Source organism: Neogemmobacter tilapiae, assembly GCF_014652215.1.
Lineage (GTDB): Bacteria > Pseudomonadota > Alphaproteobacteria > Rhodobacterales > Rhodobacteraceae > Neogemmobacter > Neogemmobacter tilapiae.
This window is the reverse complement of sequence record NZ_BMYJ01000003.1, coordinates 131,206-148,107: the sequence shown is the minus strand read 5'-3', so window position 1 is coordinate 148,107 and position 16,902 is coordinate 131,206. Positions and strand designations below refer to the sequence as shown.

The 16,902-nt window shown below is 63.7% G+C and carries 15 protein-coding genes; 6 read left to right on the top strand and 9 right to left on the bottom strand.

Translation table 11 applies throughout. The features are described 5' to 3' along the window. Positions 1-6 precede the first annotated feature (6 nt). From IE095_RS05735 to IE095_RS05725, 3 genes are read right to left on the bottom strand one after another with little or no spacing between them, the layout of a single operon-like run. Positions 7-1,080, bottom strand: a complete 1,074-nt coding sequence (locus IE095_RS05735) for a D-TA family PLP-dependent enzyme (protein ID WP_189410668.1) — start codon at positions 1,078-1,080, stop codon at positions 7-9. Beyond that, positions 1,080-2,588, bottom strand: coding sequence for a M81 family metallopeptidase (locus tag IE095_RS05730; RefSeq protein WP_189410667.1), 1,509 nt, complete (start codon positions 2,586-2,588; stop codon positions 1,080-1,082). Before IE095_RS05730 ends, IE095_RS05735 begins: the two co-directional genes overlap by 1 nt. Beyond that, on the bottom strand, positions 2,585-3,088 hold the full coding sequence (locus tag IE095_RS05725; RefSeq protein WP_189410666.1) for a hypothetical protein: 504 nt from the start codon (positions 3,086-3,088) through the stop codon (positions 2,585-2,587). The genes IE095_RS05730 and IE095_RS05725 overlap by 4 nt, the downstream gene beginning before the upstream one ends. A gap of 193 nt (positions 3,089-3,281) precedes the next feature. On the opposite strand from IE095_RS05725, the gene IE095_RS05720 reads away from it, so the two are divergent. From IE095_RS05720 to IE095_RS05695, 6 genes are all read left to right on the top strand, one after another. After that, positions 3,282-4,187: a MurR/RpiR family transcriptional regulator gene (locus IE095_RS05720; protein ID WP_189410665.1), complete on the top strand. Its 906-nt coding sequence runs from the start codon at positions 3,282-3,284 to the stop codon at positions 4,185-4,187. 67 nt (positions 4,188-4,254) lie between these two features. Further along, positions 4,255-5,013, top strand: coding sequence for an SDR family oxidoreductase (locus IE095_RS05715; protein WP_189410664.1), 759 nt, complete (start codon positions 4,255-4,257; stop codon positions 5,011-5,013). Between the two features lie 12 nt (positions 5,014-5,025). Next, positions 5,026-6,927, top strand: coding sequence for a beta-N-acetylhexosaminidase (locus IE095_RS05710; RefSeq protein WP_189410663.1), 1,902 nt, complete (start codon positions 5,026-5,028; stop codon positions 6,925-6,927). A gap of 9 nt (positions 6,928-6,936) precedes the next feature. After that, positions 6,937-8,358 carry a M81 family metallopeptidase gene (locus IE095_RS05705; RefSeq protein ID WP_189410662.1) on the top strand — a complete coding sequence of 474 codons (1,422 nt, stop codon included), beginning with the start codon at positions 6,937-6,939 and terminating at the stop codon, positions 8,356-8,358. A gap of 2 nt (positions 8,359-8,360) precedes the next feature. Further along, positions 8,361-9,557, top strand: coding sequence for an MFS transporter (locus IE095_RS05700; RefSeq protein WP_189410661.1), 1,197 nt, complete (start codon positions 8,361-8,363; stop codon positions 9,555-9,557). Next, a complete protein-coding gene (locus IE095_RS05695) occupies positions 9,538-10,257 on the top strand; it encodes a copper homeostasis protein CutC (protein ID WP_189410660.1) in 720 nt (239 codons plus the stop codon). The genes IE095_RS05700 and IE095_RS05695 overlap by 20 nt, the downstream gene beginning before the upstream one ends. Here the strand turns inward: IE095_RS05695 and nagB are convergent. From nagB to hutI, 6 genes are all read right to left on the bottom strand, one after another. Beyond that, entirely contained in the window at positions 10,252-11,025 is a 774-nt protein-coding gene (gene nagB / locus IE095_RS05690) for a glucosamine-6-phosphate deaminase (protein WP_189410659.1), read from the bottom strand. The two genes, IE095_RS05695 and nagB, sit on opposite strands and share 6 nt — an antisense overlap. Beyond that, a complete protein-coding gene (locus IE095_RS05685; protein WP_189410658.1) occupies positions 11,022-11,414 on the bottom strand; it encodes a RidA family protein in 393 nt (130 codons plus the stop codon). The genes nagB and IE095_RS05685 overlap by 4 nt, the downstream gene beginning before the upstream one ends. 285 nt (positions 11,415-11,699) lie before the next feature. After that, the gene (gene hutU, locus IE095_RS05680) at positions 11,700-13,403 is read right to left on the bottom strand and encodes a urocanate hydratase (RefSeq protein ID WP_189410657.1); all 1,704 of its coding nucleotides are present in this window, start codon (positions 13,401-13,403) and stop codon (positions 11,700-11,702) included. Continuing rightward, positions 13,396-14,187, bottom strand: coding sequence for an N-formylglutamate deformylase (gene hutG, locus IE095_RS05675; RefSeq protein WP_189410656.1), 792 nt, complete (start codon positions 14,185-14,187; stop codon positions 13,396-13,398). The genes hutU and hutG overlap by 8 nt, the downstream gene beginning before the upstream one ends. Then, positions 14,184-15,710 (bottom strand): histidine ammonia-lyase, encoded by a 1,527-nt coding sequence (gene hutH, locus IE095_RS05670; RefSeq protein ID WP_189410655.1) that lies wholly within the window; start codon positions 15,708-15,710, stop codon positions 14,184-14,186. The genes hutG and hutH overlap by 4 nt, the downstream gene beginning before the upstream one ends. After that, complete coding sequence (gene hutI, locus IE095_RS05665; protein ID WP_189410654.1) at positions 15,707-16,879, bottom strand: imidazolonepropionase; 1,173 nt, start codon at positions 16,877-16,879, stop codon at positions 15,707-15,709. The genes hutH and hutI overlap by 4 nt, the downstream gene beginning before the upstream one ends. Between the last annotated feature and the right edge of the window lie 23 nt (positions 16,880-16,902).

Below are 16,902 nucleotides of genomic sequence, written 5' to 3'. Positions count from 1 at the left end.
GCGACCCTACCAGACCGTCCCGCGCGCGGCCACCTCTTCCACCAGGCTGACAAGGCCATTGCGGTGAAAAACCATCCGATCAAACAGGTTTGAAACGACGCAGGTATGGTTCGGGATGATCCTCACTCGATCCCCGACAGCGGGAAGCGGCCCCTCACAGGCCGAAAGATCGACCACGCCGTGTTCTTCAGAAAGCGAGACGATCCTTGCCCCCGGCAGGCCCAAAATTTCCCCAAAATCGCTGAACCCCAAAAGATCCGAGGTCAGCGCCTTCGATCCCGCATCCAAGACCGCCCGCGTCGGCGTGGGCCGTGAAACAACGGTGGCCAGAATATGCATCGCCAGATCATCCGGCCCGCATTCCCCCGCCCGCACCATCGAACGGTCGTTGTAAACATAAGTCCCCGCCCGATGTTCCGTGGCCGAGGGCACCAGATGCGCCCGCCACAAATCCGGGCTGCCCCCGTTCGACCGGACCGGGCAGTCGATGCCCCGCGCGGTCAGAAGGCTGATCGTCGCGCGCAGAAATTCTTCCACCCGCTCTGCCCCGCCCACGGCCGGATAGGTTAGCAAGCCCTGAAACCGCAGCCCCGCCGCAACGATCCGTTCGGCCAGCGCCAAAGCCTCCTCCGGCGTTTGCACCCCGCAGCGCCCACCGCCCGTATCGCACTCCACCATCACAGCCAGCCCCGGAACAGCGGCCAGACCGTCCACCGTCACAGCACTGTCGGCCACCACCGTCAGCCGCGCCACCCGATCCTTCAAGGCCCGCAGGCGGGACAGACGTTCCAAACCCAACAGATTGAAGGTGATCAGAATATCCTCAAACCCCGCCTCTGCAAACGCCTCCGCCTCGCTCAGCTTTTGACAGTTGATGCCCACCGCCCCCGCCGCCATCTGCGCCCGCGCCACAGCGGGAATCTTATGCGTCTTGATATGTGGCCGGAACGCCAGACCATGTTGGTTCATATAGGCCTGCGCGCGGGCAATATTCGCTGCCAGCCGATCCTCATCAATGACCGGCATTGGCGTCATCACATCCGCCAGCGCCGTGCCCACTTCAGGCCAAGGGAAAGCCATCAGCTGTCCTTTCCAAACGGGTCCGCCATCCGCGGCCAGATATCCGCCCGCACGTGCCGATAGGGCGTTGTCGTCGGATCATTCGGATAGGGCCGCCCCGCCGAGCAATACAGGATATCCGCCGCAATCGGCTGAAACGCTGCATAGAAATGGTTCGTCGATTTGATCACCAGAATCTTCTGCGCCAAAGGATCAATCCCCAAGGCAGTGAACAGCGACGGATCATAGCTTTGCGCCCGCACCGTGTTCAGGATCACCTCGATCCCCGTCTCTTGCCCCTGATCGTCCAGCACCGCAATCCGCGCCGCCCGCCCGAAAGGAACCACGCTTTCCCCGAACCGCATCTCAGCCTCGGCGTTCAGCCGCACCACCCGCACCAAGGCATCCATCGGCTCACCCGTGAATGGTGCCGATTTCGCCCCAAAGCGCAAAGGCATCTCGGCCCCCTCGCCCGCCACAAAGCAAAGCTGCACCGCCATAGGATCCCAGATCGTGCCAATCGCCACGCCCTGCGCCCCTTGGGCCAGCAGTTCCTTTAGGACCACCGTCGCATCGCCCGCCGTCCCGCCGCCCGGATTGTCCCACATATCGGCAATCACCACCGGATGGGCCTTGGCGGCCATCGCCTGCGCCACCGCGGCCTTTTCATCCAGCTGCGGCATCAGATGCTTGCCCCGGTTGGCGAACAATTCCATCCCCAACCGTTCGGCCAAAGCCGCGCCATAGGCCGCATCGCCATCGGTCACGGCGATCATCTTGGCCCCCATTTCCGGCACATCGCCCGCCATGAAACCGTGAATCGCCGACAGCGACAGCACTTTCGGGTCCGACATCTCCAGCGCCATCATCCGGTCCACAAACCCCCGCATCGGCTCGCGCGATGTGGGAAAGACATCAATCATCCGGCAGTCAAACACCGACATAACCGGACGCACCCGCCCCTCCAAAGTATCAACCACGATCCGCCACAGGTCTTCGGCCCGGTCCACGAAATCGGTGTGCGGAAATTCCTTGAACACCACGAAGACATCCGCCGCCGCCACCCGACGCGCCGTCAAATGGCTGTGCGGGTCCAGTTCGGCCGCCAACAGGACGTCCGGCCCCACAATGCCCCGCACCCGCTCCAGAAAATCGCCCTCGGGGTCAAGGTAACCCTGCGCCACCATCGCCCCATGCAGCCCCAGCACCACCGCATCCACCGGCAAGGCCGCCTGCAACTGCCCCAGAATCTCGTCCCGCAGGGTTTCAAACGCGCCCCGCGCCACCAGCCCAGCCGGGTCCGCCCAGGCGGCTGTCCCCTCGATCAGCTCCCAGCCCTTCTCCGCACAAACCCGCCGCCCCACCGGAATGGGCGCGGTGCAAAGCGTCGGCGTCGCGGGATGCTGACCGGGGGGCGCATAAAGCGATTCCTCAAACGCCCGCCTGTCCACCACGATGGGGGAAAAGGTGTTCGTCTCGGTCGCCAAGGCCGCGACAAAGATCTTTCTGGGGCCGGGGGGCACGGTCATTCGACGATATGGGGCAGATAGCCCACAAAGCCCGCAATCTTCCACCGCCCGCCATCCCGCCGACAGATATACAGCGTCTGCCAGTTCATGCGATCAAAGCTGCCGTCCGTTTTCGCCAGCCGCCCGTCGAACTTTTTGCGCACCAGCGCCGCGTCGCCGTCAATCTCGATCTCTTCCAGCCGCGTCGCCTGATAGATCCCGGCCCGCGCGTCGCCCGCAAAAGCCCCCGCCGCCATATCCGCCCCAAAGGCATGGGCCTGCGAAAGCCAGCGGTCGCGATAGCCCGCCAGCGTCGGAAAGGCCAAGGTATAGCCCTGCGGATCGCCCTGATGGTTGCCGCTGATCCCCGTAAAGCCCGCCTCGATAAAGTCGCCCTGAACCGCCGACCAATCCGCCGCGACAAAGGCGTCGATGTCGCGCGTCACCAGCATGTCCCAGATCGCCCGACGGTCCGCATCACCTGCCGGGAAGGGATTCTTGAAAGCGTCACGCTCTGCCATGTTTTTGGTCGCCCTGTGAAAATATTTTCAGCATACTTGCTTTGTCACTGGAATATTCGGTCCTGATAGGGCTAAATGTCAAGGCGGAACGAAAATGAATTTCGGGTTTCATGCAAATGCTTGACCGGGCGATCAGCACAGGGTTCGTGGCAGGGGAACGCCCCTTGAACCGCCTTTGCCCATCGGAATGCCCATGAACGAAGACACCGAAATCGTCGCCGCCCCCCTGTCGCCCGACGCCCTGATCGCGGCCCTGACCGATGATGAGGGCAAGCTTTCCGTGCTGGAACGCAAACTGGCGGCCAGCGTCTTGGCCGATGTGAATTTCGCCACCAATGCCTCAATCACCGAGATTGCGGCGCGGGCCGAAGTGTCGCCCCCCACGGTAACCCGCTTTTGCCGCCGTCTGGGCTGTGCCTCTTTTTCAGACTTCAAGGTGCAACTGGCCAAAAGCGCCTATGTCGGCCTGCGCTATCTGAAACCGGAATCGGTGACGTCGACGGCGGTCGAGGTGGCCGAAGACATCGTGACCAAGGCGCAAAAGGCGCTGTTTGAAATGCACCGCGCGCTGGATCTGGCGGCGGTGGAAAAGGCGGCGGCGCTGATTTCCGGGGCGGAAATGGTCTATGCCTTTGGCTCGGGCGGCAATTCGTCGATGATCGTCAACGAATTGCAGAACCGCCTGTTCCGGCTGGGCGTGCGGATTTCCGCGTCAAACGATCACGGTATGAACCTGATGCTTTCGGCGGCGGCCGGGCCCGGGACGGTGGTGTTTGGATCGTCCTTTTCGGGGCGCAATCAGGAACTGGCCCGCTGTTTCGCGCTGCTGCGCGAAAGGGGGATTGCGACCATTGCCATGACACAAAGCGGGTCGCCGGTGGCGGACGCTGCCGATGTGGTGATTGGCGTGAACCTTCCCGAGGGGCAGAATATCTTTCGCGCCACATCAACGCGCTATGCCTATCTGGCGGCGGTGGATGTGATGGCGAACCTTGTGGCCTATGCCGACCGTCCGCGTTCGGCGCGGATTCTGCGGGGGATCAAAGAACAATTGATCCGCCACCGCGACGGCGACGATCGCCAGCTTTTGGGCGACTGACCCCCCGCCGGGGCGCAGGCGGCCGCCCCGGGCCGGGTTCTTCCATATGCCGCAAAGGAAGCGACCCATGGGGCAGCGTCTGGCCATTGTGACCGGAGGGGCGGGGGATATCGGGCGAGCCATCGGGGCACGTCTGCGGCAGGATCATGATCTGGTAATCTTGGCCGACCGCGATCTGGCGGGGGCGGAACGGGCGGCCTTGGCGTTGGGCGCGGGTTTCCGGGCGATGCCGGTGGATGTGACCAATGCCGCCAGCTGCGCGGGGCTGGCCGATCTGGGGCCGCTGACAACGCTGGTGAACAACGCGGGGGCGGCTTGGGGGGCGTCCTTGCATCAGACGACGCCGGAAAGCTGGGCCAAGGACAGGGCGCTGAATTTTGACGGGGCGTTTCTGATGTTCAACGCTTTGGCCGCGCGGCTGGTCGCGGCAAAGGGGTCGGTTGTGAACATTGCCTCGGTCAACGGCTTCGGGGTTTACGGCCATCCCGCCTATTCGGCGGCCAAGGCCGGAATGGTGCATCTGACGCGTTCGATTGCCGTGGAATATGGTCGTCACGGGGTGCGGGCCAATGCGGTCGCCCCCGGCACCGTGAAAACCCAAGGCTGGGAGGCGCGGGCAGCGGAAAACCCGAACGTGTTTAAAGAAGCCGCCGAACATTACGCCCTTGGCCGGATCGTCCTGCCCGAGGATGTGGCGAATGCCGTGGGTTTCCTCGCCTCGCCCCTTGCCGCCGCCATCACCGGGGTTTGTCTGGCTGTCGATTGCGGGCTGACCGCCGGCATTCCAGCGCTTGCCCGCACCTTCAGCCAGACCGAAGATTACTGAACGGATCAAACGATGCTTTTCCTTGAAAACACCTGGACTGCCGAACCCGCCCCTGCGGGCACTTGGACGATCAAACTGACCAATCTGGGCGATACGCCTTTGGCCGATTTCACCCTTTCGGTGACGACGATCACCCGGATCATGCCGGAACATCACATCTATGGCGCGCGGCTGTTGCACCGGACGGCGAACTATCACCGCTTTGGCCCCATCGACCCGCTAACCCTTGCGCCGGGTGAGGCGTGGAGTTTTCAGGCCGAGGGCCTGTTCCGCTCGCCTTTCCACCGCAATGACGCCGCGAAAACCGCTTGGGTGACGCTGAAAGATGGGTCGCACCAAACCGTGCAAGTAGCCGACTTGATCGAAGGCAACGCCGCCCCCGTCCTGCCGCCGCCCCGCCTGCCCGAGGGGCGGCTGACCCTGCCCTTTGCCCTGCTGCCTTGGCCCAACGCCATTGAGGCGACCCCCGGCTCGGCCCCGGTGATCCTGCACGCCGCCCCCGGCGCATCCTTGCCCGACCTTCGCCTGATGCTGTCGGTCGATGCCCTGCACGCCCGCCTGTTCCCCGCTGCGCGCAAACTCTTCCAGCTTTCCCCCGCGCCAGGTTCTCGCGCGCTGAGTTTCGCCGTGGACAAAACCCTGCCGGACGAAGGCTATCGTCTGGATTTTGGCGACACGATCACCCTGTCCGCCAGCGCCGAGGCTGGCCGTCGTTTCGGTCTGCTTTCCCTCGCCCAGATGCTGCATGGGGCCTATGCGGATGCAAAATTCCTCTTCCCCGCCACGGGCACGATCATCGACGCCCCCCGCTATGGCTGGCGCGGTTGCCATCTGGATGTCTCGCGCCATTTCTGGAGCTTTGATCAGGTCTCCCGCGTGGTGGACATGCTCGCTTGGCACAAGCTGAACCTGTTCCACTGGCACTTGACCGATGACGAAGGCTGGCGCGCCGAGATCAAGGCCTATCCCGAATTGACCACCGTGGGCGCGACCCGTGCCGATGATCTGCCAGGAATGCTGCCGCAATTGGGCGATGGTGCTGCGCAAAGCGGCGGTTATTACACCCAAGACCAAATGCGCGCCCTTGTGGCCCATGCAGGATCCTTGGGCATCGAGGTCATGCCCGAGATTGAAACCCCCGGCCATGCCGCCTGCGTGCTGGCCGCCTTGCCCTTCCTTGTCGATCCTGATGAGACCCCCGACAGCTATCACCCGGTGCAGGGCTATCCGAACAATTCCTGGAACCCGGGGATGCCGGAAACCTTTGTGGTTCTGGAAAAGATCATCAACGAACTCTGCGGCATCTTCCCCTCGCGCTATTTCCACATTGGCGGCGATGAGGTGGCGAAAAACGCTTGGCTGGAAAGCCCGAAAGCCCGCAGCCTGATGCAGCGCGAAGGGTTGGCGGGAACCTTCGAAATGCAAAGCTGGTTCCTGACCAAAATCAAGGCGATGCTGACCGCGCGGGGCAAGGTTCTGGTCGGCTGGAACGAGGTGGCGCATGGCGGCGGCGTGCCGCCCGACGATACGCTGCTGATGGCCTGGGAAAAGCCCGAGGTGGGGATCGAACTGGCGAAGGCCGGTTATGATGTGGTGATGACGCCGGGGCAGGCCTATTACCTTGATATGGTCCAAGGCCCCGACTGGCTGGAAAACGGCGCGGGCTGGGCCGGGCCGGTGCCCCCCGTGAAAACCTATGAATATGAGGCGGAAGGCGATTTCCCCGCCGATCTGCGCCACCATATGCGGGGGATTCAGGCCTGTATTTGGTGCGAACATTACACCACCACCGCATGGTTCAACGATCTGGTCTTCCCCCGCCTTTCGGCGGTGGCCGAGGCGGGTTGGACGAACCGCGACAACAAGGACTGGCTGCGCTTTGCCGTGCAGGCCCGTCTGCATCCGACACTCTAGGGGTTTCCAATGCGTATCGCCGTTGGGGGCATTCACACCGAATGCTCCACCTATTCGCCCGTGTTGATGCAGGAACAGGACTTCCGCGTTGTGCGGGGGGATGACCTGCTGGCCCATGACTACTTCGCCTTTCTGGGCGATTATCCAGCGACGGTTGCCCCGCTTTTACACGCCCGCGCCGTGCCCGGCGGGCCTGTGGCGCGTGAATGCTATGAAGGCTTCAAGGCCGAATTCCTCGACCGTCTGCGGGAGGCGCTTCCTGTCGATGGCGTCTATCTCGCGATGCATGGCGCGATGAAGGTGGACGGACTGTTCGATGCCGAGGGCGACTGGATTTCGGCGGTGCGCGATGTGGTGGGGCCAGAGATGCTGATCGCCACCAGCTATGACCTGCATGGCAACGTCAGCCAAAAGATCGTCGATCAGATCGACATCTTCGCCGCCTACCGCACCGCCCCCCATATCGACACGCCCGAAACCATGCGCGCCGCTTATGAAATGCTGTTGCGGGCGCTGGAGACCGAGGAACGCCCCGGCGTGGTGCGGGTCGCGATTCCCCTGCTGTTGCCGGGCGAACGGTCTTCGACCGAGGATGAACCCGCGCGGCGGCTGTATGCGGGTCTGCCGGGGTTGGAAGGGCAGGGGGTTTGGCGCACCGATCTGATGATCGGCTATGTCTGGGCCGACGAACCCCGGGCCACGGCAGCGGCGGTGGTGACGGGCTTGGACCGGGCGGCGGCGGAACGGGCGGCGGCGCAGATCGCCAGTGATTTCTGGGCGGCGCGGGGGGAGTTCCGCTTTGGCTCGGTGACAGGGCCTTTGAGTCAGATGCTGGACATCGCGGCAGCGGCGAAAACCGCGCCGGTGATTCTGGCCGACAGTGGCGACAACCCCACGGGCGGCGGGGTTGGGGACCGCGCCGATGTTCTGGCCGAGCTCATCGCCCGCGATTGGCAAGGCGCAATGGTTGCAGGCATTACCGACCGTCCAGCGGTAGAGGCTTGCTTTGGCGCAGGTCTTGGCGCGACCCTCGATCTGACCATCGGAGCCAGCCTTGACCCCGCAGGGGTTCATGTTCAGGCCAAGGCCAAGGTCGTCTTCCTTGAACCCAACGACCCGCAAGCCGTTGTCCAAATTAACGGCATCACCCTTGTTCTGGCCGCCCGTCGCCGCCCCTATCACAACATCGCCGATTTCACGGCCCTTGGCCTAGACCCTACGAAAGCCCGCCTTCTTGTCGTCAAATCCGGCTATCTGTCGCCCGAACTCGCCCCCCTCGCCAATCCGAACCTGATGGCCCTGACCGATGGTGTGGTGAACCAAGACATTCCGCGCCTGACCAACCATCACCGTGCCAAGGGCACCCTGCCCTTTGCCCCCGACCATGATTTCACGCCCGAACCCCAGCCATCGGCCCGGTTCCTGCGCTGATCATGCAGATCTGGTTTTCAATCCTGCGCCGCCATGCCGTGGTGCGCGCCGCAGCCCTTGCGATTTTCCTTTACGGTTTCGCTGGGGCCGCAACCTCGCCCTATCAATCCATGCTCGCCATTCAGGATCTGGGTCTGTCCGACAGCGCCTATGCCTGGATCGCTTTGCTCGCCTCTGTCGCCAATGTCACCATGGCGATTGTGGCGGGGCTTTTGTCCGACCGGATGCACAGCTATCGCGCGCCGCTGATCTTTGTCTCGGCCTTTGGCATCCTTGGCTATGGCATGATCTGGGCGATTCCCTCGCCGCTGACCTTTGTGCTGGCCACCATCGGCCCCTTGGCCCTGTTCCACGCCACGAATTCGATGCTGTTCGGGGCCGTCCGCGCCCAGACCGACCGTTTTGAGGCGGAAGAAGCGCGCATCGTCAACGCCCTGATGCGGATCATGGTGTCCCTGTCCTGGGTGCTGATGCCCGGCGTTGTGGGCATCATGATGCGAGGCCGCGACAGCATGATTGCCGCATGGGCCATTGCCGCTGTGGTTGCGGCGGCTTGCATGGCAACGATCCTGTTTGGGATGAAAGGCGCGGATGATACGCCACCCCCGCCAAGCCGCGCCGCCTTGGGCGATCTGCGCCTTTTGGTCGGGCGGGGGATTTTGGCCCGCGTGTTGGGTGTCGCGCTGATTTCGCAGGTGCTGCATGTGAACACCGCCGTCCTGCCCTTGATCGTCACAGGCCAAGCCGGGGGCAAGCCCGAAGACATCGGTTTTCTGGTCGGCATGGTCGCGGTGCTAGAGGTGGGTTTCATGGTCTATTGGGCCTGGGCCGTCCGTGGCCACAACCTGACCCGCGCTTTGCTGATTTCATCGGCGCTTTACCTTGTCTATCTGGGTGGGCTGGCCGTGGCGAGTGCCCCCTGGCATGTCTATGCCGCCAGCCTGATCGCCGGGTTTTCCGCCGCCGCCTTGATTTCCCTGCCGATCAGCTATCTGCTCGATCTGATCCGCGACCGCCCCGGCCTTTCCGCCTCACTTCTGGCGGTGAACTATTTTCTGGGCGGGGCCTTGGGGGCGGGGGTCTTTGGCATCGGCACGGCGCTTGGCGGCTATGGGCTGACCGCGCTGTTGTCAGGCGGTTTGGGCGTGTTGGGCGCGCTTTTGTTGATGGGGTTGGAACATGGCAAAGATCACGCTTGAAATCTGCGTCGATGATGCGGCGGGGATTGCAGCGGCTTTCGCCGGGGGGGCGGACCGGATCGAATTGTGTTCAGCCTTGGCCCTTGGCGGGCTGACGCCCTCGGCCGGGCTGATCGCCTTGGCCGCCGAAAGCCCCCTGCCCGCGATGGCGATGATCCGCCCCCGTGCAGGCGATTTTGTCTGGTCGGCGGCAGAGGTTCGGGCGATGCTGGCCGAGATTGCCGCCGTTCGGGCTGCTGGTCTGGCGGGCGTCGTGATCGGGGCCAGCCTGCCCGATGGGCGGTTGGATGAGGCCGTTTTGGCGACCCTGGTGCAAGCGGCCAAGGGGCTGGACATCACCTTGCACCGCGCCATCGATCTTGTGCCGGATGTAAAGGAAGCGATGGCGCTTTGCGCCTCGCTGGGCATTCGCCGCGTGCTGTCCTCGGGCGGGGAGCAAACGGCCGAGGCCGGGATGGACCGTCTGGCCGAAATGGCACGCTCTGGTGTGACGGTCATGCCCGGCGGCGGGGTTCATGCGGGCAATGTGGCAGCCTTCGCCAAAGCCCTGTCCCTGCACGAAATCCACGCCTCAGGCTCCAGCCCCCTGCCCCCACCCGGCCTTGCACAGATTGCCGCTTTCGGCTTTCAGCCCCCCGGCGCAAAGGGGACCGATGTGGAAAAGGTCCGGGCGCTCCGGCAGGCGCTGGATGCCCTATAGCAGCGCCTCACCACCATCCGGGTGGACCTCATCATAATAGGCCCGCAGTTTCAGCCCCTTCGCCGCCGCCTCGTCGATCACAACCGTCACCTTGCGGTGCATTTGCAGCACCGACGCCGGACAAGCCGCCGAAACCGGCCCCTCGATCATCGCCGCCACGGCATCGACCTTGCCCGCCCCATAGGCCAGCAAGACCACCTCATCCGCCCGCATAATCGTGCCAATGCCCATCGTGATCGCATGCCTTGGCACATCCTCGAACCGCTCAAAATACCGCGCGTTCGCCTCGCGTGTGGAGCGGGTCAGGGTCTTGATCCGCGTCAGCGACGACAGGCTGGAGGTCGGCTCGTTGAACCCGATATGCCCATTCGCCCCTAGCCCCAGCAGTTGCAGCCCGATATCCCCCGCCGCCACAATTGCCGCCTCATAGCGCGCCGCTTCCACCTCGGCATCGGCGGCATCGCCATGCGGCAAATGCGTGTCGGTCAGGTCCACATGGTCGAACAGATGTTCCCGCATATAGCGCCAATAGGAGCACGGGTGGTCCGGCGGCAGCCCCACATATTCATCCAGATTAAAACTGGTCGCCCCGGCAAAGCTGACTTGGCCCCCCCGGTAGGCCGCGATCAGCCGCGCATAGACCGCTTCCATCGTGCCGCCCGTCGCCAGCCCTAGATTGGTCGCGGGTTCCGTCCGCAACCGCGCGGCAATCAGTTCGGCTACGCAATCGGCGGCCCGTTCGGCATCAGGATGGATCAGGATTTTCACAGCGGTTTCCACGCAATGGCGTCGATTTCCACCTTGGCATCCACCATCAACCGCGACTGCACCGTCGAACGCGCCGGGGGATGGTCGATGAAATGCTTTTCAAACACCGCATTGAAGCTGGAGAAATCGCGCGGATCATCCAGCCAGCAGGTGACCTTGATCACATCCTCCAACCCACAACCCGCCAAGGCCAGCACCGCCTTGATATTCGCAATCACCGCCTCGGTCTGCGCCACGATCCCGCCGCTGATCACCTCGCCGTTCAGCGTCGGCACCTGACCCGAGACATGCACATAATCCCCCGCCCGGACCGCCTTGGCAAAGGGCCGACGTTGACCCCCGGCCTGAGGGTCGGCGATGTCATAGCGGATGAGGCGAGGGTCGGGCATGGGGGAAGTCCTTGGAAATTTGTTTCATGATAGCCTGAAGCAATCTTACTTAACAAGGAGATTGGCCATCATACAGCAGTTAATGTGTAATTCAATTTCATGAATAAGGGCTGCGCGATTAACCTGTCCCGCCCGGCGACCAGCCGGGCCGTGCCCGCCGCCCCCCGGGCGGGCACGATTGCGACGTTGGGAACAGGCGCGACATCGTTCGGGGATGCACCATAAATCGAGGAGAGCAGCCGTTCCAGTGCCCACCCGCGGCGGGCCCAGCCCTTCGCGCCTCGATCAACCATGTTTAGGAAAATGTGAAGCCCCTCGCACCGAAGGCAACCTTAACCCCTGCACCTGCGCCCAATCCCGTGCCACCTCATACCCCGCATCCGCATGGCGCATGACCCCCGTCGCCGGGTCGTTCCACAGCACGCGTTCCAGCCGCCGGGCGGCGTCCTCGGTCCCGTCCGCCACGATCACCATGCCGGAATGCTGCGAAAAGCCCATCCCCACCCCACCGCCATGGTGCAGCGAAACCCAAGTGGCCCCGCTCGCCGTGTTCAGCAAAGCGTTCAGCAGCGGCCAGTCCGACACGGCATCCGATCCATCCATCATCGCCTCGGTTTCCCGGTTCGGGCTGGCGACGGAACCGGAATCCAGATGGTCGCGGCCAATCACAATCGGCGCTTTCAATTCACCGGAGGCGACCATTTCGTTGAACATCAGCCCGGCGCGGTGGCGATCCCCCAGTCCGATCCAGCAGATGCGTGCGGGTAGGCCCTGAAAGGCGATCCGCTCCCCCGCCATGTCCAGCCAGCGGTGCAGATGGGCGTTGTCGGGGAACAGCTTTTTCATCGCCGCGTCGGTTTTGCGGATGTCTTCCGGGTCGCCCGACAGGGCACACCAGCGGAAGGGGCCGATGCCCTTGCAGAACAAGGGACGAATATAGGCGGGCACAAAACCGGGGAAAGCGAAAGCGTTTTCAAGCCCTTCGTCCAAGGCCACCTGCCGGATGTTGTTGCCGTAATCCAGCGTCGGCACCCCGGCGTTCCAGAAATCGACCATGGCCGCGACATGCACGCGCATGCTGGCCTTCGCCGCCTTTTCCACCGCCTTCGGGTCGGTTTCGCGCATCGCCTTGGCCTGTTCCACCGTCCAGCCCTGCGGCAGATAGCCGTTCAGCGGGTCATGCGCGCTGGTCTGATCCGTCACGATATCGGGGCGTGGTCCCCCTGCCTTCATCCGGGCCACCAGTTCGGGGAAGATGTCGGCGGCATTGCCCAAAAGGCCGACCGATTTCGCCTCACCCTTCGCCGTCCAGTCGGCGATCATGGCCAAAGCCTCGTCCAAAGTCTTGGCCTTGGCGTCCACATAACGGGTGCGCAGGCGGAAATCGATCCGCGTCTCGTCGCATTCCACCGCCAGACAGCAGGCCCCCGCCATCACCGCCGCCAAGGGCTGCGCGCCGCCCATGCCGCCTAGGCCCCCGGTCAGGATCCAGCGGCCTTTCAGATTGCCGCCATAGTGCTGACGCCCGGCCTCGGCAAAGGTTTCATAGGTGCCCTGCACGATGCCTTGGGTGCCGATGTAAATCCAAGACCCCGCCGTCATCTGGCCGTACATCATCAGGCCCTTGCGATCCAATTCGTGAAAATGGTCCCAGTTGGCCCAATGCGGCACAAGGTTGGAATTGGCAATCAGCACGCGCGGCGCATCGGCATGGGTGCGGAAAATCCCCACCGGTCGACCCGACTGCACCAGCAGGGTTTCGTCCGCTTCCAGATCCCGCAGGGCCGAAACAATGCGATCAAAGTCGCCCCAGGTCCGCGCTGCCCGGCCAATACCGCCGTAAACGACCAGTTCATGCGGGTTTTCAGCGACATCGGGATGCAGGTTGTTCATCAACATCCGCAGCGCCGCCTCGGTCTGCCAGCTTTTGGCTGTGCGTTCGGTGCCGGTGGCGGGATAGATGTCGCGGGCGTTCTTGCGGTCATTCATGGCGAATTCCTTCGGTCAGGGCGGCAAGGCCGTGCAGGATTTGGGAAAGGGTCTGGCGCAAAGGTGCGGCGCGTTGGGTGTCATAGGTCCAAGGGGCGGCCTCGGCCCTCAGATAGGCGCGTTGGGCCAGTTCCATCTGGATGGCATGGATGTTTTCCTGCGGGCGGCCATAGTGCCGCGTCGTCCAGCCGCCTTTGAAACGGCCATTCAGCACGTGGCTTTCCGATTGGCAGGGTTTCAGTGTGGCCTCTACGACGACTTGGGAACAGGTGGTGCCACTGTTGGTGCCAATGGAAAAGACCGGCAGCAGGCCGTTGAAGAGGAAAGGAATTTCCGAACGGATCGAATGGCAGTCATAAAGAATGGCAAGGCCATGCCGCGCCTTGACCCGCTCCACCTGTTCCGCCAGCGCCGCATGATAGGGCGCGTGGAAATCGCGGGTTCTTTGCGCGATCTCGTCCGCGCCGGGTTGCTGTCCGTCTTGCCAGATGGAAAGACCGTCGAAATCGGTGGTCGGGCAAAGTTCGGTGGTGTTCTGGCCGGGATAAAGGCTTTGGCCTTTGGGATCACGGTTGGCATCAATGACATAGCGGTGGAATGTCGCCTGCACCGTGGTCGCACCCGGCAAAAGACCTTCATACAGCCGCGCGATGTGCCAATCGGTATCCGCAAGGGCCCGCCCATTGGCGTTCAGCCGTGCCGCCAAGGCCTCGGGCATATCCGTGCCCCCATGCGGCATCGCCAGAATCACGGGGCCATCACCGGGTTGAACAGAAAAGGTCATGCCCAAAGTTCTGGCAAAGCCAGCCCCCCGGCGCTGGCCAGCTCACCCGAGCCCACCAAAGCCGCCGCCGCCGCAAGATCCGGCGCCAGATAACGGTCATCCCCCATCGTCGCCACATCCTGCCGCAGCCGCGCCACCACCGCCTGCAAGGCGGGGCTGGTCACCAAAGGCGCGCGGAATTCCACGCCCTGCGCCCCGCACATCGCCTCGACCCCCAGAATCACATTCAGGTTCTCCACCATCCGCGACAACCGCCGCGCCCCATGCGCCGCCATGCTGACGTGGTCTTCCTGATTGGCCGATGTCGGCGTGCTGTCCGTCACGCAGGGCATGGCGATGTGTTTGTTTTCACTCATCAAAGCCGCCGTCGTCACCTCGGCGATCATCAGCCCAGAATTCAACCCCGGCGCGGGCGTCAAGAACGCAGGCAGCCCGAACGACATCGCCGGATCGACCATCATCGCCACCCGCCGTTGCGCAATCGCCCCAATCTCGGCCAAGGCCAGCGCGATCATATCCGCCGCAAAACCCACCGGTTCCGCATGGAAATTCCCGCCCGACACGATTTGACCGTCCGATGTCACCAAAGGATTGTCCGTCGCCGCGTTCGCCTCGATCTCCAGCGTCCGCCCCGCCATCCGCAGAACATCCATCGCTGCCCCCGTCACCTGCGGCTGGCAGCGGATGCAATAGGGGTCTTGCACCCGTGTATCCCCCAAAAGATGGCTTTCCCGGATCACCGATCCCGCCAACAGATCGCGCAACACGCCCGCCGCCTCGGCCTGCCCCGCATGGCCCCGCAGGCTGTGAATGTCCGGATGCAAATGCGCCGTCGATCCCATGATGGCATCCGTCGACAGAGCCGAAGTCACCAGCGCCGCCTGCGCCGCATTCCACGCCCCAAACAACCCCGCCAAGGCGCAGGCCGTTGAAAACTGTGTCCCGTTGATCAGCGCCAAGCCTTCCTTGGGCCCCAGCACCACCGGCACCAGCCCCGCAGCGGCCAAAGCCGCCCCGCCCGTCAGCCGCTTTCCCCGGTAATCCGCGAAGCCCTCACCAATCATCACCGCCGCCAGATGCGCCAAGGGGGCCAGATCGCCCGAAGCCCCCACCGAACCCTGCGCCGGGATCACAGGAACAACCCCCTGCCCCAGCATCCCCTCGATCAGCGCAATGATCTCCCACCGCACGCCTGACGCCCCCCGCCCTAGGCTTAGCAGCTTCAGCACCATCATCAGCCGCACCTGTGCCGCAGGCAAATCCGGCCCCACCCCGCAGCAATGCGACAGGATCAGATTGCGTTGCAGCGTTTCTGTATCCGCCGGAGCAATCCGCAGACTCGCCAGCTTGCCAAAGCCCGTGTTCACACCGTAAGCCGGGGCATCCGCCCCCGCCGCCCGCGCAATCACTGCCGCCGCCGCCAGCACCCCCGCCCGACAGGACGGGTCCAGCGTCACCGCCAGCCCCTCGCGGTAAATCGTTGCCAGATCGGAAAGGGTCACTTTGCCGGGGGTCAGGATCACAACACGCCTCCGATGATGCGTTGATGCAGCGGGTTGAACCCGATGCGATAAGACAGTTCCGCCACGCTTTCGCAGTTCCACACCGCCAGATCGGCCCGCTGGCCAACGACCAGTTCGCCCCGATCCGACAGGCCCAAGGCCCGCGCCGCCTGCCGCGTCACCCCATCCAAAGCCTCGGCCGGGGTCAGCCGGAACAGGGTGCAGGCCATGTTCATCGCCAACAGCAGCGACGAAAGCGGAGAGGTTCCGGGGTTCATATCCGTCGCCACCGCCATCGCCACGCCATGACGGCGCAAAAGATCGATCGGCGGCAACCGCGTTTCCCGCAGCGCATAAAACGCCCCCGGCAACAACACGGCCACCGTCACCGCCGCCGCCATCGCCTTCACCCCATCCTCATCCAGCCATTCCAGATGGTCCGCCGAAAGCGCCCCATGCCCCGCCGCCAGCGCCGCCCCATGCAGGTTCGACAATTGCTCTGCGTGCAGTTTCACCGGCAAATTCAGCGCCTTGGCCGCGCGAAACAACCGATCCACCTGATCCGACGAAAAGGCGATCCCTTCACAAAAGGCATCGACCGCATCCACCAGCCCCTCGGCATGGGCCACCCGCAGCGTCGGAATACAAACCTCGTCCAGATAGGCATCGGCCCGGCCCTTGTATTCCGGCGGCACCGCATGGGCCGCCAGATAGGTCGTCTTCACCGTCACATCCCGCAGCCCGGCAATCTCACGCGCCGCTCGCAGCATCCGCAGCTCCGCCTCGGCCTCCAGCCCATAGCCTGATTTGATTTCGATTGTCCCCACACCCTCGGCCAACAGCGCATCGACAAAGGGCAGCGCCTTCGCCACCAATTCCGCCTGTGTCGCCGCCCGCGTCGCCCGCACGGTGGACAGAATGCCCCCCCCGGCCCGCGCGATCTCCTCATAGGAAACGCCTTCCAGACGCTGCGCAAATTCGCCCGCCCGGTTGCCGCCATGCACGATATGCGTATGGCAATCGATCAGCGCAGGCGTCACCAGCCGCCCCCCCAGATCATGCCGCACAAGCCCCGCATAATCGCCGGGCAAATCCGCACGCGGCCCCAGCCAAAGCAGCCGTTCATCCATCACAATCGCCGCATCGGGGATCGCGGTCTGGCAGTTTTCAAGGATGACAGGTGCGCGCATCGACGGCCCTTACAGCGTGGTTG

Coding starts and splice junctions, on each gene's coding strand:
- IE095_RS05735 (WP_189410668.1), bottom strand. CDS start 1,080: ATGGCTTTCCCTTGGCCTGAAGTGGGCACGGCGCTGGCGGATGTGATG.
- IE095_RS05730 (WP_189410667.1), bottom strand. CDS start 2,588: ATGACCGTGCCCCCCGGCCCCAGAAAGATCTTTGTCGCGGCCTTGGCG.
- IE095_RS05725 (WP_189410666.1), bottom strand. CDS start 3,088: ATGGCAGAGCGTGACGCTTTCAAGAATCCCTTCCCGGCAGGTGATGCG.
- IE095_RS05720 (WP_189410665.1), top strand. CDS start 3,282: ATGAACGAAGACACCGAAATCGTCGCCGCCCCCCTGTCGCCCGACGCC.
- IE095_RS05715 (WP_189410664.1), top strand. CDS start 4,255: ATGGGGCAGCGTCTGGCCATTGTGACCGGAGGGGCGGGGGATATCGGG.
- IE095_RS05710 (WP_189410663.1), top strand. CDS start 5,026: ATGCTTTTCCTTGAAAACACCTGGACTGCCGAACCCGCCCCTGCGGGC.
- IE095_RS05705 (WP_189410662.1), top strand. CDS start 6,937: ATGCGTATCGCCGTTGGGGGCATTCACACCGAATGCTCCACCTATTCG.
- IE095_RS05700 (WP_189410661.1), top strand. CDS start 8,361: ATGCAGATCTGGTTTTCAATCCTGCGCCGCCATGCCGTGGTGCGCGCC.
- IE095_RS05695 (WP_189410660.1), top strand. CDS start 9,538: ATGGCAAAGATCACGCTTGAAATCTGCGTCGATGATGCGGCGGGGATT.
- IE095_RS05685 (WP_189410658.1), bottom strand. CDS start 11,414: ATGCCCGACCCTCGCCTCATCCGCTATGACATCGCCGACCCTCAGGCC.
- hutU (WP_189410657.1), bottom strand. CDS start 13,403: ATGAATGACCGCAAGAACGCCCGCGACATCTATCCCGCCACCGGCACC.
- hutG (WP_189410656.1), bottom strand. CDS start 14,187: ATGACCTTTTCTGTTCAACCCGGTGATGGCCCCGTGATTCTGGCGATG.
- hutI (WP_189410654.1), bottom strand. CDS start 16,879: ATGCGCGCACCTGTCATCCTTGAAAACTGCCAGACCGCGATCCCCGAT.